The sequence below is a fragment of the Denitrobaculum tricleocarpae genome, from assembly GCF_007004665.1.
Taxonomy (GTDB): Bacteria; Pseudomonadota; Alphaproteobacteria; order Kiloniellales; family Kiloniellaceae; genus Denitrobaculum; species Denitrobaculum tricleocarpae.
The window spans coordinates 401,889-426,196 of the sequence record NZ_ML660056.1 but is presented as its reverse complement, the minus strand read 5'-3'; the positions used below and the strand labels follow the sequence as shown (position 1 = coordinate 426,196).

Below are 24,308 nucleotides of genomic sequence, written 5' to 3'. Positions count from 1 at the left end.
GGTCCACGCGTCTGAAAGGGAAACCGATGTCGAGACCGCTGCGTGCATTCGACTTTGACTCTGCAATTGCCCGAAAACCCGGAACGTCGGTTGTGAAGGGCTTGCGTGCGGGCGGCCAGGAGGATCCGGATTTCGAGGCCGTCTCCGCTGAGCACGATGCCTACGTGGCTGCCCTCCGCCATGCAGGTGTCGAAGTACAGGTTCTGGAGCCGTTGGAAGCCTTCCCGGACTCGGTTTTTGTCGAGGATCCGGCCCTGGTGTTTCATGAGGGGGCAATTTTGCTGCGTCCGGGCGTCGGCAGCCGGGAGGGCGAGACTGCGGCCATTGCTCCTGTTCTACGTGACCGCTTTGACCGTGTTCTTGAACTGGGGGCCGGATATGTGGACGGTGGCGACGTTCTGACGACATCCGATCGTGTGATGATCGGCCTTTCTGCCCGCACCGACCGTGAAGGGGCCGAAGCGCTCATATCCTCGCTGGCTAAGCTGGGCCGGAAGGGCGAAATCGTCCACACGCCTTCGTCTGTCCTTCACTTCAAGTCGGATTGTTCCCTCATGGACGACACGACTATTCTCTCGACCCAACGACTGGCAGAGTCTGGTGTATTCTCGGGTTTCGAAACCCTAATTGTTCCCGAGGGCGAGGAGGGGGCCGCAAACGCTCTGCGCATCAATGATACCATCTTCCTTGCTGAAGGTTTTCCGGGAACACTCGCCTTGCTCGAGGGCGCCGGCTACCATTTGGCAACGCTCAAAACCTCCGAAATTGCCAAGATCGATGCTGGTCTTTCCTGCATGTCCCTTCGCTGGCTGAGCTGATCTCAGCCGCCACTCTGGCATTCCAAACCACTCGCAGTCGTATGACCTAAGCGTCAGACAGACTCCGTTTGGGGAAAATCATGCGCGTTTATGCTCAAGAATTCTTAACCATTACTGTGTCTTAAATAGTCTTTCGACCTATACGCGCACAATCGAAAGGCGTAACAAATGCAGGGGCTTTATAAGCGCAAAACGGCGATCAGCCTGCTGGCCATTGCTGCTGCGGCGGCGATCATTCTTCTGAACCTCAATACGCGGCAATCTGTGGCCACCTCGGACCCCAAGTGGCCGGAAAAGGTGGTCAGTGGATTTCATGCCTCCTGCATAAGAGAAATCAGGAAGAGTAAGACCCGGTCTCCGGTCGTTCACCAGGCGGTTTGCAACTGTCAGGTGGCTGAAATGAAGCGATGGCTCAAGCCATCGGATATGGCGGTTTTCCTCGCAGCCGCCAAAGGAAAAACCGGCCTGCGCGAGATGGTCTCCCAATCCAAAATCCTGTCCCGATCCGAGCAGCGCGCCTTTCTTGAGCGCACTGAACTCTATCGGGAATCCACTCTGAAAAGCTGCTTTAAAGCCGGCCTTGACGCGGCGCTCGCCGAGCGCGCCGTACAGTAGACCTGGCTCATTCGACCGATGCCAAAGGGAGCAGGCTATGGGAAGAGCAAGTAGAAGCAAGATTGGATATGCCCTGGTTGCGGTCGGTGTCGTTACTGCTGGGGTCGTGTTCAACTGGGGCTTCGACGAACCTGCAGCAACGCCCGAAGCGGTATGGTCGGATCATCTGGTTAGCCGCATTCATGCTTCCTGCATCAAGGAATCCGAGGGGCAAGCACCCGCGATCCAGGAGGTTGTTTGTAATTGCCAGGTGTCCGAAATGAAGAGATGGCTTCAACCATCGGATATGACGGTTCACTTTGCTGCCGTCGATGGCCGGAAGGGATGGACTGAAGTGGAGGAGTTCACAAGAGATCTATCAAAACCGGAACAACAAGAGTTTCTGGGACGAATAAACCAATTCCGGGAGTCCCTTCTACCAACATGCGCGAAGGTGGCACTCAATGCGGGCTTAACAAAGGAAGACATTCAGGGGCAAGGTTTATGAGACCCAATAGAATGGAAGGTCGAATGAAAGGCGCTGTTGCCCGCCCGATTGCTGTAAATCTGCTTGCTGTGGCCGTATTGCTTTTCGCTTTCGGTTTTAAACCGAGCACCAATCACTCTGCCATAGCCTCCGAGCCATTCTGGTCTGGAGATATGCAGGAAAGGTACTATCGCCACTGCGTTACACAAGTCATGCGCACACGTAGCAGAATTTACCCGGACGCAGTGCACAAAGCCTTCTGCGATTGCCAGATTAGCGAAGCGGAGAAGTGGCTTAGAGCGTCTGACATGACATTTATCTTGGCTTACATAGATGGAGAGAGCCACGCCGAACTTACAGCCCGCGCATTGGCCTTGCCGAAGTCCGAGGCAAGGGGGTCTGAACGGAGAATGGGCCAATACACAAAATCATCTACTCAAACCTGCGGCAAAGCATTGCTGGACGCTGTTGCAGAAATTATCAATGCTCAATAATTCAGCCCCTTTGCTGACTTCCGGTATTGGATTGTTCTTGGCACCTCTGCCCACCGGACCACTCTGCCTGCCGCTCAATCCTGGCATCTGAACAGTCTTTCCAACGCAATAGCATCCTCTTTTCCATGCAGTTCACGCCCGGGTGTCGTGCATTAATAATGTTGGTGCAGACCCGGACGCATCGTTATTCTGCGCGCGGTATTCAGGAGCTTAAGTCCGGAAAAAGGGCAGCTCCGAGGTGGACAACAACAAAATTCAGCAGAGGGAGTGTCATGCCACTCAAGAGCAACCCCGACTTCGACAAGTCGAAACTGCCCAGCCGGCACGTTTCGGTTGGACCGGCTTCCGCGCCACATCGTTCCTACTACTATGCGATGGGGATGACAGACGAAGAAATTGCGCGGCCTTTTGTCGGCGTGGCGACCTGTTGGAACGAGGCGGCTCCCTGCAATATTTCTCTCGCACGTCAGGCCCAGGCCGTCAAAAAGGGTGTGAAGTCAGCTGCGGGAACCCCGCGTGAGTTCACGACCATCACCGTGACGGATGGCATCGCCATGGGCCACTCGGGAATGAAAGCCTCGCTGGTCAGCCGGGACCTGATTGCGGACTCCGTCGAATTGACGATGCGCGGACACTGTTATGATGCGCTCGTGGGGCTGGCAGGTTGCGATAAGTCTCTGCCGGGCATGATGATGGCGATGGTCCGACTGAACGTCCCCTCGATCTTCATGTACGGCGGCTCTATCCTCCCGGGCCGCCATAAAGGCAAGGACATCACCGTCCAGGATGTTTTCGAAGCGGTCGGTGCTCATTCGGCAGGCAAGATCTCCGACGAAGAGCTCCACAAGATCGAGTGTGTGGCCTGTCCTTCGGCGGGCTCCTGTGGCGGTCAGTTCACGGCAAACACCATGGCCTGCGTCTCCGAAGCCATGGGGCTCGCAATTCCTTACTCCGCCGGTGCGCCCGCGCCATACGAATCCCGCGATGCCTACGCCGAAGCTTCGGGTGAAGCCGTGATGAAGTGCATCGCATTGGGTATCCGCCCGCGCGATGTCGTAACCCGCAAATCTCTGGAAAATGCCGCGCGCATCGTTGCGGCGTCCGGCGGTTCGACGAATGCAGGGCTGCATTTGCCCGCGATCGCCAACGAGATCGGTGTCGATTTCGACCTGGAAGACGTCACCAAGATCTTCCGGGAAACCCCTTACATCGCGGACCTAAAGCCGGGCGGACGTTACGTCGCCAAGGACATGTACGAGATCGGCGGCGTCCAGGTCCTGATGAAGGCGTTGTTCGACGGTGGATACCTGCATGGTGACTGCATCACCGTGACCGGCGAGACCATTGCTGAGCAGATGGAACAGGTCACCTTTCCGAGCGATCAGGATATTATCCGCCCAACGTCCAGTCCGCTCTCGCCGACCGGCGGTGTGGTCGGCCTGAAGGGCAATCTTGCGCCGGAGGGCGCCATCGTGAAGATCGCCGGCATGACCCAACTCAAGTTCACCGGTCCGGCGCGGGTGTTCGAGTGCGAAGAAGACGCCTTTGCCGCTGTCGAGAAGCGCAGCTACAAGGAAGGCGAGGTCCTGGTGATTCGGAACGAAGGCCCGAAAGGTGGACCCGGTATGCGTGAGATGCTGGCCACGACGGCCGCTCTTTACGGCCAGGGAATGGGTGACAAAGTGGCTCTGATCACCGACGGCCGTTTCTCGGGCGCAACCCGTGGCTTCTGCATTGGCCACGTCGGTCCCGAAGCCGCGGTGGCGGGTCCGATCGGTCTTCTGAAGGACGGAGATATGATCACCATCGATGCCGAAGAGGGCAGCATCAGCGTCGAGCTCACTGACGAGGAGCTTGAGAGCCGGCGGAAAGACTGGAAACCCCGGAAGCATGATTTCCAGTCCGGCGCAATCTGGCGCTATGCCCAGACGGTGGGGCCGGCTTATGCAGGGGCGGTGACCCATCCGGGCGGGAAAGCCGAAACGCACGTATTTGCCGATATTTAGTAATTGGACCTGTTCAACCCGGCGCTGGTCTAAGGCAGGTGGGAGCAAAAGAAAAGCGGAGGCCTGAAGCCTCCGCTTTTTTCTGAAAGATCTGAACTCAGGCGTTAATCGAACAGTGCGTCGATGTCGTCCTGGGAGATACCTTCGTTCGCGATGGCCGGGCCGTTCATCAAAGCGTCGTCTCCCTCGCGCTCGTCCTCAACCTCAACCGGGAGGTCGCTGAAGGCTTCCACGCCCCAGATCGAGATCATTGCAAGAATGCGGTCTTCGATGTACCGCAGGGTGTTGACGACTTTGGTAATTCGCTGACCTGTGATGTCCTGGAAGTTACAGGCTTCCAGGATTTCGATCACGTTAAACGCGACGTCCTCGGCCATCGCCTGAACGTCGGGATCGTCGTGATGCGTTGTATTCAGCTTGTTGATTGCCGACTCGATATTCTCGTTACCGGCCAAAATCTTGTTGGTTGCGGTCTCAGTGTCCAGGACAATCGCATCCAGCTCGCTTGATGCTCGGTTGACCTTGTCGTCGCCTTCACTGGCGAGAGGATGCTTGATCGAGGCGATTTCAGCCTTGGCGCGGCCGATCGAGCGCACCATCTGTGCGATCTCGATGCGCACGTCACGGGCTTCTTCAAGTGCCGTCTTCTCATCGTCCGGGCTCAAGCCGTCTTCTGGCGCGACACCGGCGCCGACGACGAGCTTCTCGCCAAGCTCCTTGATAGCTTCCAGGATCTCCGCGTTGGTGACGCCGGAGCCGTCGCTGGCTGCCATAACACTGGCCAAGGCCTGGCCGTCCGCACCATCTTTGCCGTTTAGCAGGCGACTGTGCTGACGCAAACGAAGCTCACGCTCCGCGGAAAACTCTTTGACAGGTACGCTTTGCGACATGACCCCCACCACTCACTCAATAATCCAAGCTGCGCATCGGCGCACCCCGATGTATAAGCCAGCAGTCCTTAAAGATTTATGATTATGAGCGCCTGCCGCTGTCCGAACCTGTCGGCCTTTAGCTATAATTTACAAATAACAGCGCCAGATTATTCAACCCCGATTTGTGTAAAATCCAATCAGTGTTTCGGAACTGATGTGGTTTCGCGTAAGTCACTGCGCTGTTTGTTGAAATTTGAGAGGTTACTTAGGTTCTGTGGTTACTAAGAAGAGTTTCCGGGATCAGATACGTGGCGCACTCTCGCAAAGCGGTTGGGAAGTGGTTCAGATTGACGGCGAGCCGGATTGGTGGGCCGACGAACACTGGACGATAAGCTCAACCACTCGGGCCTACGGCTACACACTCGTTGTCAGCTTCCTCGTCGACCCACAACACGATGGCCCCAGGAAAAGCTCTGCCATTTGGGAAATTCCGGTCGGAAAAACGCGGCCGCGAGACTGGTTGGACCACGATACCAGGATCGCGGTGCTGGAGATGCAGAAAGGCCATTTCGCCGAGAAACTCGACAGCTTTATCCGTGAGATTGATCGGCACCGGGATCTGCTGCGAAGTTAGCTCTCATCCTGCCGGCTGCGCGCCCGTTTGGGGTTCCTGTCACGCGAGAAACTGTTGATTTCGATGCCCTTTGGCAACTCGTGGGGGGCGACATCGAAGTGCACCTTGTGGCGGAAGAATTTGATTAGGACAGCGCCGGCCACGAACCCGCCGATGTGCGCCCACCAGGCGACGCCTGCTACGGCTGAATCCGCCTGAAAGGCCGCTAAAATCTGAAACAGCATCCAAAAGGAAAGCACGAGATACGCGGGCAGATAGACCGGGAAAATGAAAATGGGAACCAGCAGGCGCGCCTTGGGGTAGAGCACGAAGTAAGCGCCCATCACGCCGGCGATCGCGCCGCTGGCGCCGATAATCGGACTTGTGGACGAGGGATTGATCAGGATCTGGCTGAACACGGCCAAAATCCCGCAAATCGCATAGAAGATCAGGTAGTTGGTGTGCCCCATAGAGTCTTCGACATTGTCGCCATAGACCCACAAAACCAGCATGTTCAGCAGCAAATGAATGATATCACCATGCAGAAAGGCGTAGGTGACGATGCTCGCGATGGCCGGCATGCCAATCGACGTGAAGCTCTCGAAAGGGCCCCCGACGACAAGCCTGGGAATAGCGCCGAAGGTTTTGATGAGATTGAACTCGACAGTGGGCGGACTCACGACCTGAACTAGGAAAACCGCAAAGCAGAGCCCGATCAGCGTCCAGTTTACCCAGGGGTGCGGGAGCCTGATCCGGGGATTGTCGTCATCAAGGGGCAGAATAAACGGCATCAGGGCCCTTCGGTCTGTGGCATGAGACGCGGGATCCGCAGCTGAGCGTCGCATTCATTCGGAAAGCTCGCACCAAACCGGCGTGTGATCCGAGGGGTTTTCTTTTCCGCGCGGCTCCCGGTCGACTTCACATTTTTGCAGGCGATCGGCGGCCTGCGGCGAGAGCAACAGGTGGTCAATCCGCAGGCCATTGTCGTGATCGAAGGCCTGACCGTAGTAATCCCAGTAGCTGTAGACATGGCGTTCGCTGTGCAGGCTTGCCCAGGCTTCCGTGTAACCGAGGTTGAGGATTGCCCTGAACGCGCGGCGGGACTCGGGACGGCTCAAGGCGTCGTCCTGAAACTTGATGGCGTCATAGGCGTCGTCGTCGCTTGGAATGACATTGTAGTCGCCGCCGAGAATGACGGGCTCTTCGCTGCGAAGCAGATCCTCGGCATGTTTGCGCAAACGCTCCATCCAGCGGAGCTTGTACGGGAACTTCTCGCTCGAGACGGGATTGCCGTTGGGCAAATAGAGCGCAGCGATCCTCAGTCCGAAAGTGCTGCCCTCGACGTAACGCGCCTGTTCGTCGCCGTCATCACCGGGCAGGCCGATCCGAACGTCTTCGATGGCTTGGCGGGACAGCATTGCGACGCCGTTATAGCTTTTTTGCGAGGTCAGGGCGACCTGATAGCCGGCGGCCTCGATTTCCAGGCGTGGAAACTTGTCTTCGACACACTTGAGCTCTTGAAGCAGTGCCACGTCCGGTTTGGCTGTCTCGAGCCACTCCAGAAGGTTTGGCAGCCGTTTATTGACCGAATTGACGTTCCAGGTCGCTATTTTGACCATGTACCCCCGCAAAAAAGGAAGGCCGCCTGTCAGCGACCTTTATTGTGAACGAATCAAGACGTCTCCGGCGTGCAAAAACGCCCCAAATAGACCCCAGGCAAAGTCGGCAACACTCTGGGATTATATGGAAAAAGAGGAGCCGCACCCACAGGAAGAGGTCGCATTCGGATTTACGATCTGGAAAGACGCGCCAATCAGATCCTCGACGAAATCAATCTCAGCACCCCCGAGAAGCTCGAGGGATGTCTCGTCGATGACAACGGACACGCCGTCGCGCTCAAAGCGCCTGTCGTCCCCATTGAAGCTGTCGTCGAACGAGAACCCGTATTGAAAGCCCGAGCAACCGCCGCCGGACACAGAAACCCGCATCATCAGGTTCGATTGATCTTCCTGCTCGATCAGCCAGGCGATTCGCTTGGCCGCCGACGCCGAAAGCGTCACTTCAGGTTGCTTGACGACATCGAGGACGTCGCTCATTCCCATTCCTCCGAGTTAATCTCCAGCCACTATAGCTCTTATGGCTTGTGACAGCAAAATCTAGACTTCCTTATTTAGGAAAAAGTTAGGCACTGTCAATTCATCACCTGGATTCTCAGCTATTGTCTCTAAAGTCAGACAAAGTTGTGAAAACCGGTCCTTCTTGCGGTTCTGCCGTTGCGTCTGCGCTGTTGGAAACGTTAGTGTCCGCGAATGTTGGAGTCCTCAGCAAATCTGGCGCCTTACGCCTGCGATCCCGGCGAATCGCGCGGGCGCCGTGCGGCCGAACCGGAAAGCCCGACCCGTTCCTGTTACCAGCGGGACCGCGACAGGGTGATCCACTCCGGCGCATTCCGGCGTTTGCAGTACAAAACCCAGGTGTTCGTCTATCACGAAGGCGATCATTTCCGTACGCGCCTCACTCATTCCATCGAGGTTGCCCAGATTGCCAGGAGTATCAGCCGGGCCTTGCGCCTGAACGAAGATCTCGCGGAAGCGATCGCGCTGGCGCATGACCTGGGACATACGCCTTTCGGCCATGCCGGCGAAGATATCCTGGGCGAGATGATGGCGCCTTACGGCGGTTTCGACCATAACGAACAGACCTTTCGTATCGTTACAGATCTTGAGCACCGCTACGCCCACTTCCGAGGCCTGAACCTGACCTGGGAGACCCTGGAGGGCATTGTGAAGCACAATGGTCCCCTGGAAGGCCCCAATGCGGGTGAGAAAGAGATTATGAAGGGCGGTGCAGGGCGGTTTATCACTGCCTTTTGCAAAGACTTCGATCTGGAAGTCGGAACCTTTGCGGGACCGGAAGCACAGGTCGCGGCCCTGGCTGATGATATTGCCTACAACAACCATGACATCGACGACGGATTGCGCGCCGGCCTCTTCACAGTGGAAGACCTTCAGGAAATCCCGCTGGTCGGACCTACGTTCTCCGACGTGTCCAAAACCTATCCCGGAATCGATGAAACCAGCTTGATTCACGAATCCGTCCGGCGCCTGATCGACCGTATGGTCAACGATCTGCTCGAAGAAACCAAGCACAGACTGGATGCGGCCCAACCGAGAAATGCGGCGGATATCCGGGCGCTGGACCATCCTGTCGTTGCCTTTTCCAGGGAGATGAGAGAGAACGAGCGCGTTTTGCGTTCTTTTCTCTTTTCGCGGATGTACCGTCACGACCGTGTCATGCGGATGACCAACGAGGTCAAAGGGGTTGTCGAAGACCTCTTTCAGCATTTTCAGGCTCATCCGGCCGCCTTGCCGGACGAGTGGCGTGACGGGACGGGAAGTCTCGACGAAAAGGGCAGGGCGCGCCTGATTGCGGATTACATCGCAGGAATGACCGACCGCTTTGCAATGCAGCAACACGCCCGACTGATGGGTCAGGAAATCTGACCCATTCAACATACCGAATAACAAGAAAATCAATAAAATGAACGTTTTCAAATCCTTCAGAGACTCTATTGTCGCCGCGCTTGGGGATATGGCGCAAGCTGGACAATTGGCCGACGGTCTTGACTACACTCGTGTCTCAGCCGAGCCGCCCCGCGAGCGCTCCCACGGTGATATCGCCACCAATGCCGCGATGGTGCTCGCCAAGCGGGCCGGGCAGAAGCCACGGGATCTGGCGGAAAACCTGGCTGCGCGCCTGCGCGATCTGCCGTCGGTGGAAAAGGTCGAAATCGCCGGTCCGGGCTTCATCAACGTCGCGCTGGACAGCGATGTCTGGCGCGGCTGCCTGCGCGATATCCTGAAATCAGGGACGCGCTACGGTGATTCGACGATTGGCGCCGGTCAAACGGTCAATGTGGAATTCGTATCCGCCAATCCCACGGGCCCGCTTACCGTGGGGCACGCGCGCGGCGCTGTGGTCGGCGATGCCCTGGCGTCTCTGATTGCCAAGGCGGGCTATAAGGTTATCCGCGAGTACTACATCAACGACGCCGGTGCCCAGGTCGATGTGCTGGCCCGTTCCGCGTATCTGCGCTACCGGGAGGCGCTCGGCGAGGACATCGGTGAGATTCCCGAAGGACTCTATCCGGGCGAATATCTCAAGGACGTCGGCAAGGCGCTCGCGGCGCGCGACGGCGGGAAGTGGCTTGGGACTTCGGAGGAGACGTGGCTGCCGGAAGTGAGGCGTTTCGCGATTGACGCCCTGATGGATCTGGTGCGGCAGAATCTCGCGGCTCTTGGTGTGAGGCATGACGTTTTCTCCTCTGAGCGCAGTCTGGTCGAAAACGGCGGGGTCGAAGCCGCGATCAAGACCCTTCAGGACCGGGACCTCGTCTATGTCGGCGTGCTGGAGCCGCCCAAAGGTAAAAAACCCGATGACTGGGAGCCCGTGCCGCTGACCCTCTTCAAGGCGACGGATTTCGGCGACGATGTTGATCGGCCGCTGCTGAAATCGGACGGCAGCCTGACCTATTTCGCAAACGACATCGCCTATCACCTTGATAAGTTTAACCGCGGCGGACGCACCATGATCAACGTCTGGGGCGCGGATCACGGCGGCTATGTGAAGCGGATGCAGGCAGCGGTTTCTGCCCTGACCGGCGGTGAGGGCGTGCTGGACGTCAAGATTTGCCAGCTCGTCAAGCTGATGCGCGGCGGCGAGATGGTCAAAATGTCCAAGCGTTCCGGTAACTTCGTTACTCTTCAAGAGGTTATCGACGAAGTCGGCAAGGACGTCGTGCGCTTCATCATGCTGACCCGAAAGAACGATGCGACGCTGGACTTTGATCTGGAAAACGTTCTCGAGAAGAGCCGGGACAATCCGGTTTTCTATGTGAATTACGCTCACGCCCGCTCGCGTTCCGTGGCCCGTGAAGCCGCACAAGTCTTTTCCGGTTTGGCACTAGATGATGTATCCTTGGCCTCCAGTGATCTCAAGCTGTTGACCGACTCGGGGGAGCTTGCTGTTATGAAGCTGCTCGCCGAATGGCCCAGGCTGGTGGAGAGCGCAGCGGAGGCGCATGAGCCTCACAGGGTAGCCTTTTACCTCTATGACCTTGCGGCTGCCTTTCACGGGCTTTGGCACAGCGGCAACGATAATGCCCACCTGCGTTTCATCCGCCCGGGCGAACCGGAACTGACGCAGGCAAGGCTGGCGTTGGTGCGCTCCGTCGCGGTGGTGATCGCCTCCGGTCTTGAAGTGTTCGGCGTCGAACCGGCTGAGGAGATGCACTAGTGCCGGTCGATCGCGGCTCGGATGCTTTTCGCAGGTTCGAACGCGCTCTGGACGGTTTGAAGGCTGGCTCCAGGGCAGAGCCGTCGATGACTGCAAGACCGCTCGTCGCAGGCGAAGGTTTGGATTCGGGCCGGAATTCCGGCTATGACCCTGGCTATGACCAAGGAATAGAAATGGACGATTTTGTTCAAGATACGGGTGACGACGAGCGGGACCAAAGGCGCCGTTCCCACCTCATGCCCGTTGGTATCGCGCTTGTTATCCTCGCGGCCTTTGGCGGCGTGGTCTGGTTTGCCTTTCTGGATCCGGGGACATCGCCGGATCGTGAGCAGACCGTGGAACTCATCCAGGCCGACCCTGAGCCGGTTAAGACGAAGCCCGAGAATCCCGGCGGAATGCAGGTTGAGCACCAGGACAAGCTCATTCTCAACCCCGATCCGGAGAAGCCGCAGGTCGAACGCCTGCTCCCGCCGCCCGAAGCACCTCTGCCCCTGGCTTCCAGCAACAGTGCAACGAACACTGACAATGCCCTCGCAAATAACGAAGACCGACCTGTCGTTGTCACCGAAGAGGCCGATGCAGGCTCCCCGTCGCTGTTAAACGATGATGCGAAGACGCTTGCCGAACAGGCAGAAACCGCTGTGACCTCCGGCGCCGGTAGCGGGACAGCAGGCACATCAGCGGCCAGCACAGTCGGAAACGCATCGGTCGATAAACCCAAGACGGAGGCGGAAAAAGCCGCGGAGACACCCTCTGCTGCTCCGACAATTCCGGACGCGCCGGCCGTCAAGCCCACGCCTGTGGCGCCTGTTGCGGCTGAAGCGCCGAAGCCTGCGGCACGGCCCGAGCCCGCCGCCCCGAAACCCGCCGCGACACAGCTCGCCGAGGTTCCGAGGGACAGTGGTTATGTCCTGCAGCTGGCATCGTTGCGTTCGGAAGACCTTGCCCTTACAGAATGGCAGAGAATTCAGAATGCAAACAAAGGCTTACTTGCGCAGATGAAAGCCATTGTGGAAAGGGCTGAAATTGACGGGATCGGAACCCGCTATCGCCTGCAGACCGGACCTTTTCCGACCAAGGCGACAGCGCAGGATCTCTGTGCACAGTTGAAAGCAGCCAAACAGGACTGCTTGGTTAAGCGTCGTTAACCGCGATGAAAACGCTCTCTGCGGACACATCCGCCGTCATCTTTGGTTGTGAGGGGCCGGTTCTAAGTGACTGGGAACGCGACTTTTTTGCCGACGCCAATCCCTTTGGCTTCATCCTCTTCAAGCGAAATTGCGAAACACCTGAACAACTGCGCCATCTGACCTACGACCTGCGGGAGGCGATCGGCCGCGAGGATGCACCCATCCTGGTGGATCAGGAGGGGGGCCGCGTGACCCGGCTGAAGCCGCCGCATTGGCGGGCGGCGCCGGCACCAGGGCGTCTGGGCGGCCTCATGGAGGAAGACCCGGCTCTTGCGGAAGAGGCCGTGCGCCTGAATTCGCTTTTGCTTTCCGCGGAACTCAGAGACGTCGGTCTGAACGTCAACTGTATCCCGTCGCTCGATCTCGCATTCCCCGGCGCGCACGATGTGATCGGAGATCGTGCCTTTGGTTCCGAGCCCGAGGTGGCCGCAAAACTGGGAAAGATCTGCATTGACGCCTGCCTTTCGGCCAATGTCATGCCCGTGATCAAACACATGCCCGGCCATGGCAGGGCCATGGTCGACAGCCACTTGTCGCTGCCGGTCGTCTCGGCTTCGCTGGACGAGCTGAAAGAGACGGATTTCGAGCCGTTCCGCTTGCGCGCGGATGCCCCCTGGGCAATGACGGGACATGTGGTCTATACCGCCGTGGATCCGGACCGCCCCGCGACCGCCTCGCCGAAAGTGGTGGAAGAGGTCATACGTGACTATATCGGCTTCCAGGGGCTGCTGCTGACAGACGACCTCTCCATGGAAGCCCTTTCCGGTGATCTGGGCGAACGGACCGCGGCGGCTATGACAGCGGGTTGCGATATTGCGCTGCATTGCAACGGCAAAGCCGATGAGATGCAGGCCGTTGCTGCAAATTCGCGGATCATGAGCGAAGAAGCACGGAACCGGGCGATGGCGGCCGACAAGCGCCTCGGCAATGCCGAGGATTTCGCTTTCAAAGAGGCCCGTGCGCGCTTAAACGAGATACTCGGCGGCGAATAGAGCTTCTCTGAACTGATGGGGATTGTCGCAAGGCGGTACGAAGTATCTGCACAGGGCGCAATGAGGAATAGAGTTTGGACATTTCGTCACTTTTGCACGACATCTCGGTGTGGGCTCTGCCCGTTCTGCTGGCGATCACTTTCCACGAAGCGGCGCACGGTTATGCGGCCTGGAAGCTCGGCGACGATACTGCCTACCGCTTAGGGCGGGTTAATTTTAACCCAATACGGCACGTAGACCCCTTCGGGACAGTGATCCTGCCGGCCATGTTGCTGCTCAGCGGGGCGGGGTTCCTTTTCGGTTGGGCCAAACCCGTTCCTGTGAAATTCGGCCGGCTCCATAACCCGAGGCGGGACATGGTGCTTGTCGCAGCGGCGGGACCGGCGGCGAACATCATCTTGGCGACTCTTGCAGCGTTACTCTATCATCTGCTGCCTTTATTCCCCGATTTATCGGCGGTTTGGCTCGCGGAAAATTTGAGAAATGCAATTTTTATCAATGTTATACTGGCCGTTTTCAATATGCTGCCTTTGCCGCCGCTTGACGGTGGAAGAGTCGCTGTAGGCTTGCTGCCATATCCGCTTGCTGTGCGCTTGGCCTCCGTCGAGCGCTTTGGCTTCTTTATTTTGATTGGTCTGATCCTTCTCCCAACTTTGGCAGGCCAGTACGGCCAATATGTCAATGTCATCGGTTGGATCATCTGGCCGCCGATTGAAGTGCTCGTTAGATTTTTTTACTCACTGGCGGGCTTATTGTAGATATTGTGGGGGCAGGCGCGTACGTGCGCGATATGTAGAGGGGCAGGGGTGTCCGAGACTGAGGACATAACAGACGGCCAAGACGCCTTCGAAGAGGATTCCGGTTTGCTTCCGAAGCGGGGCGACGGGCTGATTCTCGATCTGGACGGCTATGAGGGCCCGATCGACGTCCTGCTGCAGCTCGCCCGGGACCAGAAGGTCGATCTGACCGGGATCTCGATCCTGGCGCTTGCCGACCAGTATCTGGAGTTCGTGCGCGAGGCCCGCAAGGTCCGTTTGGAACTGGCCGCGGACTATCTGGTCATGGCTGCCTGGCTGGCCTACCTCAAATCGCGCCTGATGCTGCCCGAACCCGCCGGAGACGATGAACCCAGCGGCGCTGAGATGGCTGCCGCTCTCAAGTTCCAGCTCCAACGCCTTGAAGCCATGCAGAAAGCGGGAAAGCTGCTCACGGAGCGTCCGCGTCTGGGGCAGGGCATTTTTGTTCGTGGCGAACCTCAACAGCTTCGCACGGAAACGACGACCACGTTCGATGTGTCCTTGCTTGAGCTTTTGCGCGCCTATGCGAAGAACCGGGTGCGCAACGAGGTTTCCAGTCTGCATATTCAGGCGACCGAGCTCTACACGGTCGATGATGCTCTACAGCGCCTCACAACCCTGCTGGGCGCCACGCCGAATTGGAAAACGCTAAGCTCCTTCCTGCCCGCCGATTTACGGGATCCCCTGGTACGGCGCTCGGCTGTTGCGACCACTTTTGTTGCCTCGCTTGAGCTCTGCCGTGAGGGCAAACTGCAGATCCGGCAAGACGGAATGTTTGGAGAGATCTACTTCCGTGGCGTCGATGAAGATATCCGGGACCGGTCATGAACGAACGATTTGATCAATTGCGGCTTTTGGAGGCGATCTTCTTCGGCTCGGCCAAGCCTCTCACCGCGAAAGACGTAAAGCGGCATTTGCCGGAGGGCGCCGATATCAATGGCTTGATACTCGAGCTTCAAGCGCTCTACGAAAACCGTGGTGTTAACCTCTTGCAGATCTCGGACGCCTGGGCTTTTCGTACGGCCCAGGATCTCGCGCCCTACATGAAGATCGAGACGACGGCGGTGAAAAAGCTGACCCGCGCCGCGGTCGAGACGCTTTCGATCGTGGCTTATCATCAGCCGGTAACCCGCGGAGAAATCGAGGAAATCCGGGGCGTCGCGCTTTCGAAAGGCACGTTGGATACCCTCCTCGAAGCGGGCTGGATCAAGCTGAAGGGGCGGCGTAAGACGCCGGGACGGCCGGTGACCTGGGGCACGACGGATGCGTTCCTGGATCACTTTGGCCTGGATTCCGTCGATTCTCTTCCGGGAATCGAGGAACTGAAAGCTGCCGGACTGTTGGACAGCCGGCCCGCGATCACGGCGCTCGGCGGTCGCGGAGTTCTCCTTGGAACCGGCGATGAAGGCGTTGATACCGCCGATGAAGACGAGGATGACGAGGAGGAAACAGCCGAATTACTGCCGGAAGACTTCGGCGAGCCTTTATCGGAGGTCGAAACCCCCGAACTCTCCGAAGCTACCGAACCCGCCGACACGTCAGAAACCGTCAAAAGCGTTACCGCCGGTAAGACGCCTGCGAACGACAGCGATAGGGTCGAAGTCATCCTGGAAGACATTCATGATGCGGTTATGGACGCCAGGGGCCTGCAGGACCCCAAGCCTGCGGAGTGACCGCAGTGAGCGGTCACCCCATGTCGAAACGAGAGTGCGCGGCATTTTGAGAGATTGATTTTTATTCGCAGTGGCATTACCTCTGCTCGACGTCTTCGGCGGAGAAGTACAGGCTTCCGGTCTTTTTGGGACTCCGCTGCAGATTCCGGCGGTTGGGTCTGTGACCCTATTTCGACGAAAGAGAGTTTATGGACGCGCTCAAGTTCGAGCATGTCAGCCATTTTTTTGGCGAGGTTCGAGCAGTCGACGATATAGAGCTGTCCGTGAAACCCGGCGAGCTTTTGTGCCTTCTCGGCCCTTCCGGCTGTGGCAAGACCACTGCTTTGCGTATAGCTGCCGGGTTGGAAGCGGTTCAACAGGGGCGTATTCTGATTGACGGTAAGACGGTGGGCGAACCACACCGGAATCTGGCTCCCGAAGAGCGGAGTATCGGTCTTGTATTTCAGGACTTTGCTCTCTTTCCACACCTCTCGATCGCCGACAATGTTGCTTTCGGTATCTCGGCTCTGCCAGCGGATCAGCGCGCGGAGCGTGTAAGAGCATCCCTGACCCAGGTCGGTATGGAGAGTTACCTGAAAGCCTTCCCCCATATGCTCTCGGGTGGCCAGCAGCAAAGGGTGGCTCTGGCCAGGGCACTGGCTCCCCAGCCCAAGATCATGCTGCTGGACGAACCTTTCTCGGGTTTGGACGCCCGGCTGCGGCATCAGGTCCGGGATGAGACCCTGCACGTGCTCAAGGACGCCGGTACTGCAACACTGATGGTGACCCACGATCCTGAAGAGGCCATGTTTATGGCGGACCGAATTGCCCTGATGCGTGAGGGCCGGATTGAGCAGGAGGGGCGCCCGAGCGACCTCTATTTCGCGCCCCGCAACGCTTTCGTGACGACTTTCTTCGGTGAAGCCAATGAGTTGGAAGGCGTCAGCCATGGCGGGCAGGTCGCTACCCCCTTCGGGTCAATTCCGACTACCGACATGCCCGAGGGCACGCCGGTCAGCGTTCTGGTGCGCCCCGAGGCTCTGCGTTTGAAAACACCGGGAAGCAGCAGCGAACCTGCGGACAATACGGCCACGGTTCTCGCCGCACGCATGCTCGGCCGGAGCAGTCTGGTGCATCTGAAGCTTGATGACGGCAGAGAAGCGGCAGGCGAGGACAGGACTGAGCCGCAGGAGGTTCAGTACCGGGGACATCCGCTTCACTGGCACGCGCGCATCCCGGGCCGATACCTGCCGGCGGAGGGTGAAGCGCTTGATGTTTACCTTGATCGCAGCCAAGCGTTTGTTTTTCCGAGGAACATCACCAATTAGTGGGTATGCGCAAGAAGCGTTGCGGCAGGCTGATGTTTTTGCGATAGTCCGCCCACGAAACAATATTGGTTTTATACCTCTGAGGAGAGCTCCGAATGGGTGCGTTTAGTATCTGGCACTGGCTTATTGTGCTTGTCGTTGTTCTCGTCCTCTTCGGCGGCGGCGGAAAGCTGAGTAAGTTGATGGGTGACGCGGGCTCCGGCATTAAGGCCTTCAAGAAAGGCCTTAAGGAAGAAGGCAAAAAAGACGACGATACAACCGCTGAAAAAGCGATTGAAGGTGAGTCGACTGAAGCCGCTTCAACCGTCGCGGAAAAAGACAAAGCGGCGAACGGTTAATACGGCGAAAGCCGATTTGGCCCCAATGACACTTCGACAGTAATCCGCGGCAGATCGCTATGTTAGATATCGGCTGGGCCGAAATGGGGGTTGTGGCTGTTATTGCCCTCCTCGTGATTGGCCCCAAGGAACTTCCAAGGACCATGCGACAGGTTGCGCATTGGTTCGGCAAGGCGCGTGGCCTTGCCCGTGAGTTCCAGTCCGGACTGGACGATATTGTCCGCGAGGCCGATTTGGACGATGCGCGCAAAGCCTTGAACGCCACCCGTGACTTCAGTCCCAACAAGATGCTTTCTGATACGATTGACCCGACAGGCAGCGTGAAGGAAGAGATCAAAGATCTTGAAAAGACTGCAAAATCGGACGCCGTTGATGACGTTGAAACGGCTGGGCAGGACGATGCGCCCCAGGCGGCAATTGTGAAGCAGCCCGCACAGGTCGCGCCGGCTCACTCCGTGACACCGCCGCCTGCCGTGCCGGCTGGGACAGCCCCGGCTGATGGCGCGGGATCCGGCAGCAGTGGCAGTGCCGGTGGGGCAGAGACCGATCCCTCGAAACAGAGTGCGTGACCGTGGCTGAGAACTCGATAGACGCGAGCAAAATGCCGCTTCTCGATCACCTGATCGAGCTGCGCAAGCGCTTGTTGATTTGCGTCGTGCTGCTGTTGGTCGCGTTTCTGCTGTGCTTCGCCTTTGCCGAAAACATCTTTGAGTTTTTGACCCAGCCGCTCGCGGATGTACTCAAAGCCCAAGAGAGTTCCGGGCAGGTTCGGCGTTTGATTTTTACCGACCTGACCGAAGTCTTCTTTACCTACGTTAAAGTGGCGTTCTTTGCCGGCGCTTTCCTCTGCGTACCGGTTTTCCTGACCCAGATTTGGCTCTTTATCGCGCCGGGGCTCTACGAAAACGAGAAAACCGCGATCGCACCGTTCCTGATCGCCACGCCGATCCTCTTCTTCATCGGTGGCGCGCTGGTTTACTACGTGATCTTTCCCGTCGCGTCTGAGTTTTTCATAAGTTTCGAAAAGACGGCGACAGAAGGCACTCTTGCGATTGAGCTGGAAACCAAGGTTGATCAGTACCTCTCACTGATCATGAAGCTGATATTCGCCTTCGGGATCTGCTTCGAGCTTCCGGTCCTGATGACCCTCATGGCCCGGGTCGGCATCGCGACCTCCGCCGGTATGGCGGCGAAGCGTAAATATGCCATTGTGGGTGTCTTCATCGTTGCGGCGATCTTCACGCCGCCGGATCCCATCAGCCAGCTTCTGCTCGCCATTCCGATCATCCTGCTCTACGAGGTCTCCATTCTCCTCGCGCGCCTGGTCGAGAAGAAGCGGGCCGAGCAGGAAGCCTCCGAAGACAGCGACGGCTCCGCGTAAAAGTCGCACGCGGCACAATCGGAAATTCCCTTCCAAGATGCCTCTGCAATCTCTCTGCAAGGGCATGGACGTGACTCATTCGACGCCTTATAAGTCAGGCATCGGTATGGTTTATAACCCTTAACAAACGATCAGAGAGCCAATGTTCGACCTGAGATGGATCCGTGAGAATCCGGACGCTTTTGATGCCGGTATGGCCAGGAGGGGCTTAGACCCGATGGCGCAACGCATCATCGATCTGGACGGCACGCGCCGCGAAACACAGACGCAACTGCAGGAACTGCAAACCCGGCGCAATGAAGCCTCCAAATCCATCGGTCAGGCAAAAAAGAGCGGCGAGTCCGCGGAGTCTCTGATTGCCGAGGTCGCGGACATCAAAGCGCGGATGGCTTCGCTGGAAGAGGCCGAAAAGGCGAGCGGAGACGAACTCGAGGCCATTCTCTCGGGACTGCCCAATCTGCCCCGGGACGACATTCCGGACGGCGCGGACGAATCGGCGAATGTTTGCCTGCGGACGGTCGGCGAACTCCGGAACTTCGATTTCGAGCCGAAGCAGCACTTCGAAGTCGGAGAAGCCCTTGGTTTCATGGACTTTGAGGCCGCCGCCAAGCTCTCCGGATCGCGCTTCGTTGTCATGCGCGGAGCGGTCGCGCGCCTGCACCGGGCCCTGGGCCAGTTTATGATGGATCTTCACACCCGCGAGCATGGCTATACGGAGGTCATTCCGCCGCTTCTGGTGCGCGATCACGTGTTGTACGGGACCGGACAGCTGCCGAAATTCGGCGAAGACTCCTTTCGCACGGAAGACGGTCTTTGGCTGATCCCGACGGCGGAGGTGCCCCTGACCAATCTGGTTGCTGACAGTATCCTCGACGCCGAGGAACTGCCGATCCGGGTCACGGCTCTGACGCCCTGCTTCCGCTCGGAGGCCGGGGCCGCCGGTAAGGACACCCGTGGCATGCTGCGGCAGCATCAGTTTGAAAAGACCGAGTTGGTTTCGGTCGTGCATCCGGATGAGTCCGATGCGGAGCTGGAGCGCATGACCGGCTGCGCCGAAGAAATACTCAAGCGTCTTGGTCTGCCGTATCGCGTCATGGTTCTGGCGACCGGTGACACAGGTTTCGGTGCCCGCCGGACCCATGATATTGAGGTATGGTTGCCCGGACAGAAGGCCTACCGTGAGATTTCCAGCTGTTCGACCTGCGGTGATTTTCAGGCGCGCCGCATGAAAGCGCGCTTCAAGACTGCGGGCGAGAAGGGCACGTCCTTTGTCCATACGCTGAATGGTTCCGGCGTAGCGGTGGGGCGCTGCCTGATTGCGGTCATCGAGAATTATCAGCAGGAAGACGGGTCGATTGTCGTCCCCGATGCCCTGCGCCCCTACACCGGCGGCATGGAGGTCTTGCGCGCGAATGACTAACGGAAGCCTTGATCTGACGGGAGCAAGAATCCTCGTTACCAACGACGACGGCATTCATGCGCCGGGTCTGGCTGCTCTGGAGAGCATCGCGCGGGAACTTTCAGACGACGTATGGGTTGCGGCACCGGAGAGTGAACAGTCGGCAACCAGTCATTCCCTGACTCTCCGGCGGCCTCTCAGAAGCCGTAAGCTGGGGGACAAGCGTTACTCCATCGATGGCACGCCGACCGATTGCGTGCTGGTGGCTATGAAGCGGCTTATGGAAGACCGGCCCGCGGATCTCGTGCTTTCCGGGATCAATCACGGTGCCAATCTGGGCGAAGACGTGACTTATTCGGGCACGGTTGCCGCCGCTATGGAAGCGGCTCTCTTGGGGACGCGCGCGATTGCCTTCAGCCAGGTCCGCAGCAAGGACGAGCGGATTTCCTGGGATGTGCCCAAGCGTTTTGCCGCCGATATCGTGCGCCGGCTGGCAACGATGGCGTGGACATCGGAACTGCTGATCAACGTCAATTTCCCAAGCGTTACCCCGGACGAGGTCGCGGGCATCCGGGTCTGCCGCCAGGGACGGCGTGATCTCGGGACGGATCTGGTGGACGGGGTCGATCCCAGCGGGCGGCCGTACGTCTGGGTTGGACAGTTTTTGAGCCATTCCAGTTCGGGAGAGAACGCTGATTTGACCGCGATTGAGGAAGGCGCCATCTCGATCACGCCATTGCATCTCGATCTCACCCACGAGAAATCCATGCAACCGCTGTCGGATCTTTTTGCGTGACCATAGCCGCCCGCAAAATCCGCCTGATTATGGAGTTACGCCGGGGCGGCATCGCGGACACCCATGTCTTGTCCGCGATTGAGCGGATTCCGCGCGAGGATTTCGTGCCGCCGCCGTTCCAGCATCAATCCTATGACAACCGCACGCTTCCGATCGGCAACGGCCAGACTCTCAGCCAGCCGCAGGTCGTTGCCCTGATGACCCAGGCCCTTCAGGTCACGCGGCGGATGAAGGTCCTGGAGATCGGCACCGGTTCGGGCTACCAGGCAGCGATTCTCTCGCGGCTCTGCAGGCGCCTCTATACCATCGAACGGTACCGGGAACTGATGCGCAACGCCGAGAGCCGGTTTTCAGCCTTGCGGCTCCATAATATCACCACACATATCGGGGACGGTTCTCGAGGATGGCCGGCACAGGCGCCCTTTGAGCGGATTATCGTCACGGCAGCCGCTGATTCGATCCCAGGCGCCCTCGTGGACCAGCTGGCGATGGATGGGCTGCTGATCCTGCCGATCTCCCGTTCCAGCCGGACGCAAGAATTGGTACGTTTGAAGCGAACAGAAGACGGCGTGTTCGAGGAAAGTCTGGGAGATGTTAAATTCGTCCCGCTGATCGAAGGCCAACTACCGGAAGCGGCTGCGGAACCGCAGAAGGCCGCCCAGTCCGGAACATGATGCGCCAGCCCTGGGTCCAACCCCGCAGATGGGCGGGTGGCGCCGCGGCCTTTCTGGCCGCCTTTCTGCTGGCCGCCTGTACGGGTGGCACCGCGATTTCGCAACTCCCGACACCGCCCGAGCCGGCGCCCATTCCTCTCCGCAAACCGCCAGTTCCCGGGGAATTTCTGGTGCGTGCGCCCAGTCCAGTGCCGCCTCAAGCCACTGCGGCACCTCGCCGGCCGGCGACAGAGGCGGCGCTGCCTTTGCCCAGGCGCAATCCGCGCCCGGCGGCTGTCCCGACACCGGCTAATAGGCCGGCGCCTGTCCCGCCCGCGCCGAGGCAGGCTGCACAGAGCCGACAGACCGCGTCACCTCAAGCAGCCCCGGCTCAGTCCGGCATTTACATCGTGCAGCCGGGCGAAAACGTCTTTTCGATCGCCCGGAAGCACAATGTCCCGATCCGGACGCTTTTAGAGACCAACCGCCTCGGGCCACCCTATAGACTCACGCCCGGCCAGACTCTGGTTTTACCGACGCCCTCACGGCATATTGTGACCCGGGGGGAGACGGTTTATGCGATATCGAGGCGGTATCGCATCGATATTCACAGCCTTGTTCAGCTTAATAGGATCCCGCCGCCGTTCCGGATCTCGGTCGGCCAGGTCCTGGATCTGCCCGGGACAAGGAATGCCTTTGCCGCAGCCACGCCCCAGCCCGCACCTGCAGGGCCCACAGTCCAGGCCGGCGCGCAGACTGCTCAGCCACAGACAACTGAAACCCAGACAACTCAGGCACAGGCTTCAACGGCAACCGTCACGTCAAGGACCGTGCCGGTACCGGCCGCAAAGCCGCGCCCAAGCGCTCAGCCGACGCCTGAAGCCGCTGCGAAGCCGCAGATGGCCCGTGTCCAACCGCCAAAACCGTCACGCCGCCCTGCTGCGGGCGTTCCAAAACCGCCGCCACGTTCGAGCAGCAAGTTCCGCTGGCCGCTCTCCGGCAAAATCCTGTCTTCTTTCGGCAGCAAAGGCAGCGGCGTGCACAATGACGGTATCAACATCGAGGCTGCCGCAGGCACGATCGTGCGGGCGGCTGAGAACGGTGTCGTGGCTTACTCAGGCAACGAACTGCGTGGTTTTGGCCGCCTTCTGCTGGTCAAGCACGCGGATGGGTGGGTGACCGCCTATGCGCATTTGAGCGAAGTCCTGGTTGCACGGGGCGAAACCGTCAAACGCGGGCAAGCGATCGCCAAGGTCGGACGCAGTGGCAATGTCTCAAAACCCCAGCTTCACTTCGAGATCCGGCAAGGCACGCGCGCCGTCGACCCCCGCAAGCTGTTGGGTCCGCAGCAGGCTTCGCTCTCGGATTGATCCGGCATTGTCCGTTCAGAAACGTGATCAGATCGGGTTGTGATGGAACCGCCGAAGGCGGTCGTCTTGCGTGTGAACCGACTCTAGGCGAGGCGCTTTCCGAGGCGGCCGGCGAGGTCTTGAATGTATTGCCAGGCGACGCGGCCCGAGCGGCTGCCGCGGGTAATCGACCATTCCCTGGCTTCGGCGCGCAGCTGCTCCACCGGGAGTTCGAGGCCGTGACGGGCGGCATAGCCTTCGACCATGGCGAAATAGGTGTCCTGATCGCAGTTATGGAATCCGAGCCACAGGCCGAAGCGGTCTGAAAGGCTCACTTTTTCCTCAACTGCCTCTGAAGTGTGGATCGCCGTTGAACGTTCGTTCTCGATCATATCCCGCGCCATGAGGTGCCGGCGGTTCGATGTTGCATAGAAGATGACATTCTCCGGGCGCCCCTCGATCCCGCCCTCCAGCACACCTTTCAGGGACTTGTAGGTCGAATCCTCGCCATCGAAGCTGAGATCGTCGCAAAAAAGGATACAGGGGCGTGCGGATGTCCGCAGACGCTGGAGCAGGCGGGGCAGGGAGGGAATGTCCTCCCGGTGGATCTCCACCAGCGCCAGAGGTGCCGCCTTGGGCTCCGATTTCTCACTGATTTCGCGGTTCACAGTTGCGTGGACCGCCTTAACCAGGGAACTCTTGCCCATGCCGCGCGCGCCCCAGAGGAGGGCATTATTGGCGGGAAAGCCCTGGGCAAACCGCCGCGTGTTGTTGAGCAGGATGTCGCTCTGGCGGTCGATGCCCTGAAGAAGCTCGAATTCAACCCGGCTGACCTTGGCGATGGCTTCGAGCCTCTCACGCTCTGCGTGCCAGACGAAAGCGTCTTCAGCCGCCAGGGAGTCAGACGGCTGCTCAGGCGGGGCAAGGCGTTCAAGGGCTGTGGCAACCCGCGTTAGAAGGGGGATCAAGTCGTCGATTTTGCTATCGCTCATGGTAATGCCGCTAAAAAAAACCAATATGGAGAGAACCCCGGCTGGCGGGTAGTAAGAAAAAACCGCTCCAATGCCGCGGAAACAGGGCTGTGTCACCTGCATGGGAACGTCAGTTCCCGACCGGTCGAGACCCTAGCTATGGGCCCCGCCCAGGTCAATTGATACAAAGCGCATGGAGCGGGACGGCCCCAGGCTTGACGGGCGTTGCAATTCGTCAAGGTACGGCTATAGTCCGGCTGCTATTTTTCAGGGGGGTAGACCT

26 protein-coding genes are annotated in these 24,308 nt (G+C 58.8%); 21 read left to right on the top strand and 5 right to left on the bottom strand.

The window, feature by feature from the left end:
* Positions 1–26: 26 nt before the first annotated feature.
* From FKG95_RS16845 to ilvD, 5 genes are all read left to right on the top strand, one after another.
* Positions 27–818, top strand: a complete 792-nt coding sequence (locus tag FKG95_RS16845) for a dimethylarginine dimethylaminohydrolase family protein (protein ID WP_142897540.1) — start codon at positions 27–29, stop codon at positions 816–818.
* A gap of 168 nt (positions 819–986) precedes the next feature.
* Entirely contained in the window at positions 987–1,433 is a 447-nt protein-coding gene (locus FKG95_RS16840) for a hypothetical protein (protein WP_142897539.1), read from the top strand.
* 37 nt (positions 1,434–1,470) lie between these two features.
* A complete protein-coding gene (locus FKG95_RS16835) occupies positions 1,471–1,920 on the top strand; it encodes a hypothetical protein (RefSeq protein ID WP_142897538.1) in 450 nt (149 codons plus the stop codon).
* 23 nt (positions 1,921–1,943) lie between these two features.
* Positions 1,944–2,393 carry a hypothetical protein gene (locus FKG95_RS16830; protein ID WP_142897537.1) on the top strand — a complete coding sequence of 150 codons (450 nt, stop codon included), beginning with the start codon at positions 1,944–1,946 and terminating at the stop codon, positions 2,391–2,393.
* A gap of 272 nt (positions 2,394–2,665) precedes the next feature.
* Complete coding sequence (ilvD, locus tag FKG95_RS16825; RefSeq protein WP_142897536.1) at positions 2,666–4,399, top strand: dihydroxy-acid dehydratase; 1,734 nt, start codon at positions 2,666–2,668, stop codon at positions 4,397–4,399.
* 104 nt (positions 4,400–4,503) lie between these two features.
* Here ilvD and FKG95_RS16820 read toward each other — a convergent pair whose 3' ends face one another.
* Entirely contained in the window at positions 4,504–5,289 is a 786-nt protein-coding gene (locus tag FKG95_RS16820) for a protein phosphatase CheZ (protein WP_142897535.1), read from the bottom strand.
* A 256-nt stretch (positions 5,290–5,545) separates the two neighbouring features.
* Between FKG95_RS16820 and FKG95_RS16815 the strand changes: the two genes are divergently transcribed.
* Positions 5,546–5,905 (top strand): hypothetical protein, encoded by a 360-nt coding sequence (locus tag FKG95_RS16815; RefSeq protein WP_142897534.1) that lies wholly within the window; start codon positions 5,546–5,548, stop codon positions 5,903–5,905.
* Here the strand turns inward: FKG95_RS16815 and FKG95_RS16810 are convergent.
* The 3 genes from FKG95_RS16810 to erpA form a co-directional block, all read right to left on the bottom strand.
* Positions 5,902–6,675 carry a rhomboid family intramembrane serine protease gene (locus FKG95_RS16810; protein ID WP_179954132.1) on the bottom strand — a complete coding sequence of 258 codons (774 nt, stop codon included), beginning with the start codon at positions 6,673–6,675 and terminating at the stop codon, positions 5,902–5,904. The genes FKG95_RS16815 and FKG95_RS16810 overlap by 4 nt on opposite strands.
* A gap of 54 nt (positions 6,676–6,729) precedes the next feature.
* On the bottom strand, positions 6,730–7,503 hold the full coding sequence (xth, locus tag FKG95_RS16805) for an exodeoxyribonuclease III (RefSeq protein ID WP_142897532.1): 774 nt from the start codon (positions 7,501–7,503) through the stop codon (positions 6,730–6,732).
* Positions 7,504–7,623: 120 nt separating this feature from the next.
* Positions 7,624–7,980 (bottom strand): iron-sulfur cluster insertion protein ErpA, encoded by a 357-nt coding sequence (erpA, locus tag FKG95_RS16800; RefSeq protein ID WP_142897531.1) that lies wholly within the window; start codon positions 7,978–7,980, stop codon positions 7,624–7,626.
* Between the two features lie 213 nt (positions 7,981–8,193).
* Here erpA and FKG95_RS16795 point away from each other — a divergent pair, with 213 nt between their 5' ends.
* The 15 genes from FKG95_RS16795 to FKG95_RS16720 all read left to right on the top strand — a co-directional run bounded on the left by FKG95_RS16795 (position 8,194) and on the right by FKG95_RS16720 (position 23,075).
* Positions 8,194–9,387 (top strand): deoxyguanosinetriphosphate triphosphohydrolase, encoded by a 1,194-nt coding sequence (locus FKG95_RS16795; protein ID WP_142897530.1) that lies wholly within the window; start codon positions 8,194–8,196, stop codon positions 9,385–9,387.
* Positions 9,388–9,424: 37 nt separating this feature from the next.
* The gene (gene argS / locus FKG95_RS16790) at positions 9,425–11,179 is read left to right on the top strand and encodes an arginine--tRNA ligase (RefSeq protein WP_142897529.1); all 1,755 of its coding nucleotides are present in this window, start codon (positions 9,425–9,427) and stop codon (positions 11,177–11,179) included.
* 86 nt (positions 11,180–11,265) lie between these two features.
* Positions 11,266–12,327: an SPOR domain-containing protein gene (locus tag FKG95_RS16785; RefSeq protein WP_142897528.1), complete on the top strand. Its 1,062-nt coding sequence runs from the start codon at positions 11,266–11,268 to the stop codon at positions 12,325–12,327.
* A gap of 5 nt (positions 12,328–12,332) precedes the next feature.
* Positions 12,333–13,361, top strand: a complete 1,029-nt coding sequence (gene nagZ, locus FKG95_RS16780; protein WP_142897527.1) for a beta-N-acetylhexosaminidase — start codon at positions 12,333–12,335, stop codon at positions 13,359–13,361.
* Positions 13,362–13,435: 74 nt separating this feature from the next.
* Positions 13,436–14,119: a site-2 protease family protein gene (locus FKG95_RS29705; protein WP_342779248.1), complete on the top strand. Its 684-nt coding sequence runs from the start codon at positions 13,436–13,438 to the stop codon at positions 14,117–14,119.
* Between the two features lie 48 nt (positions 14,120–14,167).
* On the top strand, positions 14,168–14,986 hold the full coding sequence (locus tag FKG95_RS16765; protein WP_246116809.1) for a segregation and condensation protein A: 819 nt from the start codon (positions 14,168–14,170) through the stop codon (positions 14,984–14,986).
* A complete protein-coding gene (gene scpB / locus FKG95_RS30385; RefSeq protein WP_142897524.1) occupies positions 14,983–15,831 on the top strand; it encodes an SMC-Scp complex subunit ScpB in 849 nt (282 codons plus the stop codon). Before FKG95_RS16765 ends, scpB begins: the two co-directional genes overlap by 4 nt.
* A 188-nt stretch (positions 15,832–16,019) precedes the next feature.
* A complete protein-coding gene (locus FKG95_RS16755) occupies positions 16,020–17,138 on the top strand; it encodes an ABC transporter ATP-binding protein (RefSeq protein ID WP_142897523.1) in 1,119 nt (372 codons plus the stop codon).
* 95 nt (positions 17,139–17,233) lie between these two features.
* Positions 17,234–17,476 carry a twin-arginine translocase TatA/TatE family subunit gene (locus FKG95_RS16750; RefSeq protein ID WP_142897522.1) on the top strand — a complete coding sequence of 81 codons (243 nt, stop codon included), beginning with the start codon at positions 17,234–17,236 and terminating at the stop codon, positions 17,474–17,476.
* Between the two features lie 59 nt (positions 17,477–17,535).
* Entirely contained in the window at positions 17,536–18,045 is a 510-nt protein-coding gene (tatB, locus tag FKG95_RS16745) for a Sec-independent protein translocase protein TatB (RefSeq protein ID WP_142897521.1), read from the top strand.
* Between the two features lie 2 nt (positions 18,046–18,047).
* The gene (tatC, locus tag FKG95_RS16740) at positions 18,048–18,857 is read left to right on the top strand and encodes a twin-arginine translocase subunit TatC (RefSeq protein ID WP_342779246.1); all 810 of its coding nucleotides are present in this window, start codon (positions 18,048–18,050) and stop codon (positions 18,855–18,857) included.
* 142 nt (positions 18,858–18,999) lie between these two features.
* Positions 19,000–20,277, top strand: a complete 1,278-nt coding sequence (gene serS / locus FKG95_RS16735; protein ID WP_142897520.1) for a serine--tRNA ligase — start codon at positions 19,000–19,002, stop codon at positions 20,275–20,277.
* The gene (surE, locus tag FKG95_RS16730) at positions 20,270–21,052 is read left to right on the top strand and encodes a 5'/3'-nucleotidase SurE (protein WP_142897519.1); all 783 of its coding nucleotides are present in this window, start codon (positions 20,270–20,272) and stop codon (positions 21,050–21,052) included. The genes serS and surE overlap by 8 nt, the downstream gene beginning before the upstream one ends.
* A complete protein-coding gene (locus FKG95_RS16725; RefSeq protein ID WP_142897518.1) occupies positions 21,049–21,726 on the top strand; it encodes a protein-L-isoaspartate(D-aspartate) O-methyltransferase in 678 nt (225 codons plus the stop codon). Before surE ends, FKG95_RS16725 begins: the two co-directional genes overlap by 4 nt.
* On the top strand, positions 21,723–23,075 hold the full coding sequence (locus FKG95_RS16720) for a LysM peptidoglycan-binding domain-containing M23 family metallopeptidase (protein WP_142897517.1): 1,353 nt from the start codon (positions 21,723–21,725) through the stop codon (positions 23,073–23,075). The genes FKG95_RS16725 and FKG95_RS16720 overlap by 4 nt, the downstream gene beginning before the upstream one ends.
* 83 nt (positions 23,076–23,158) lie before the next feature.
* Here FKG95_RS16720 and FKG95_RS16715 read toward each other — a convergent pair whose 3' ends face one another.
* Positions 23,159–24,046, bottom strand: a complete 888-nt coding sequence (locus tag FKG95_RS16715) for an ATP-binding protein (RefSeq protein WP_142897516.1) — start codon at positions 24,044–24,046, stop codon at positions 23,159–23,161.
* Positions 24,047–24,308 lie beyond the last annotated feature (262 nt).

What these genes read in the sequence shown, in the direction of transcription:
- nagZ (WP_142897527.1), top strand. Translation starts at nt 12,333, where the DNA reads ATGAAAACGCTCTCTGCGGACACATCCGCCGTCATCTTTGGTTGTGAG.
- FKG95_RS16830 (WP_142897537.1), top strand. Translation starts at nt 1,944, where the DNA reads ATGAAAGGCGCTGTTGCCCGCCCGATTGCTGTAAATCTGCTTGCTGTG.
- xth (WP_142897532.1), bottom strand. Translation starts at nt 7,503, where the DNA reads ATGGTCAAAATAGCGACCTGGAACGTCAATTCGGTCAATAAACGGCTG.
- FKG95_RS16750 (WP_142897522.1), top strand. Translation starts at nt 17,234, where the DNA reads ATGGGTGCGTTTAGTATCTGGCACTGGCTTATTGTGCTTGTCGTTGTT.
- FKG95_RS16835 (WP_142897538.1), top strand. Translation starts at nt 1,471, where the DNA reads ATGGGAAGAGCAAGTAGAAGCAAGATTGGATATGCCCTGGTTGCGGTC.
- ilvD (WP_142897536.1), top strand. Translation starts at nt 2,666, where the DNA reads ATGCCACTCAAGAGCAACCCCGACTTCGACAAGTCGAAACTGCCCAGC.
- FKG95_RS16820 (WP_142897535.1), bottom strand. Translation starts at nt 5,289, where the DNA reads ATGTCGCAAAGCGTACCTGTCAAAGAGTTTTCCGCGGAGCGTGAGCTT.
- FKG95_RS16720 (WP_142897517.1), top strand. Translation starts at nt 21,723, where the DNA reads ATGATGCGCCAGCCCTGGGTCCAACCCCGCAGATGGGCGGGTGGCGCC.
- surE (WP_142897519.1), top strand. Translation starts at nt 20,270, where the DNA reads ATGACTAACGGAAGCCTTGATCTGACGGGAGCAAGAATCCTCGTTACC.
- serS (WP_142897520.1), top strand. Translation starts at nt 19,000, where the DNA reads ATGTTCGACCTGAGATGGATCCGTGAGAATCCGGACGCTTTTGATGCC.
- FKG95_RS16840 (WP_142897539.1), top strand. Translation starts at nt 987, where the DNA reads ATGCAGGGGCTTTATAAGCGCAAAACGGCGATCAGCCTGCTGGCCATT.
- FKG95_RS16810 (WP_179954132.1), bottom strand. Translation starts at nt 6,675, where the DNA reads ATGCCGTTTATTCTGCCCCTTGATGACGACAATCCCCGGATCAGGCTC.
- FKG95_RS16755 (WP_142897523.1), top strand. Translation starts at nt 16,020, where the DNA reads ATGGACGCGCTCAAGTTCGAGCATGTCAGCCATTTTTTTGGCGAGGTT.
- scpB (WP_142897524.1), top strand. Translation starts at nt 14,983, where the DNA reads ATGAACGAACGATTTGATCAATTGCGGCTTTTGGAGGCGATCTTCTTC.
- FKG95_RS16715 (WP_142897516.1), bottom strand. Translation starts at nt 24,046, where the DNA reads ATGAGCGATAGCAAAATCGACGACTTGATCCCCCTTCTAACGCGGGTT.
- argS (WP_142897529.1), top strand. Translation starts at nt 9,425, where the DNA reads ATGAACGTTTTCAAATCCTTCAGAGACTCTATTGTCGCCGCGCTTGGG.
- FKG95_RS16795 (WP_142897530.1), top strand. Translation starts at nt 8,194, where the DNA reads ATGTTGGAGTCCTCAGCAAATCTGGCGCCTTACGCCTGCGATCCCGGC.
- FKG95_RS16785 (WP_142897528.1), top strand. Translation starts at nt 11,266, where the DNA reads ATGACTGCAAGACCGCTCGTCGCAGGCGAAGGTTTGGATTCGGGCCGG.
- tatB (WP_142897521.1), top strand. Translation starts at nt 17,536, where the DNA reads ATGTTAGATATCGGCTGGGCCGAAATGGGGGTTGTGGCTGTTATTGCC.
- FKG95_RS16845 (WP_142897540.1), top strand. Translation starts at nt 27, where the DNA reads ATGTCGAGACCGCTGCGTGCATTCGACTTTGACTCTGCAATTGCCCGA.
- erpA (WP_142897531.1), bottom strand. Translation starts at nt 7,980, where the DNA reads ATGAGCGACGTCCTCGATGTCGTCAAGCAACCTGAAGTGACGCTTTCG.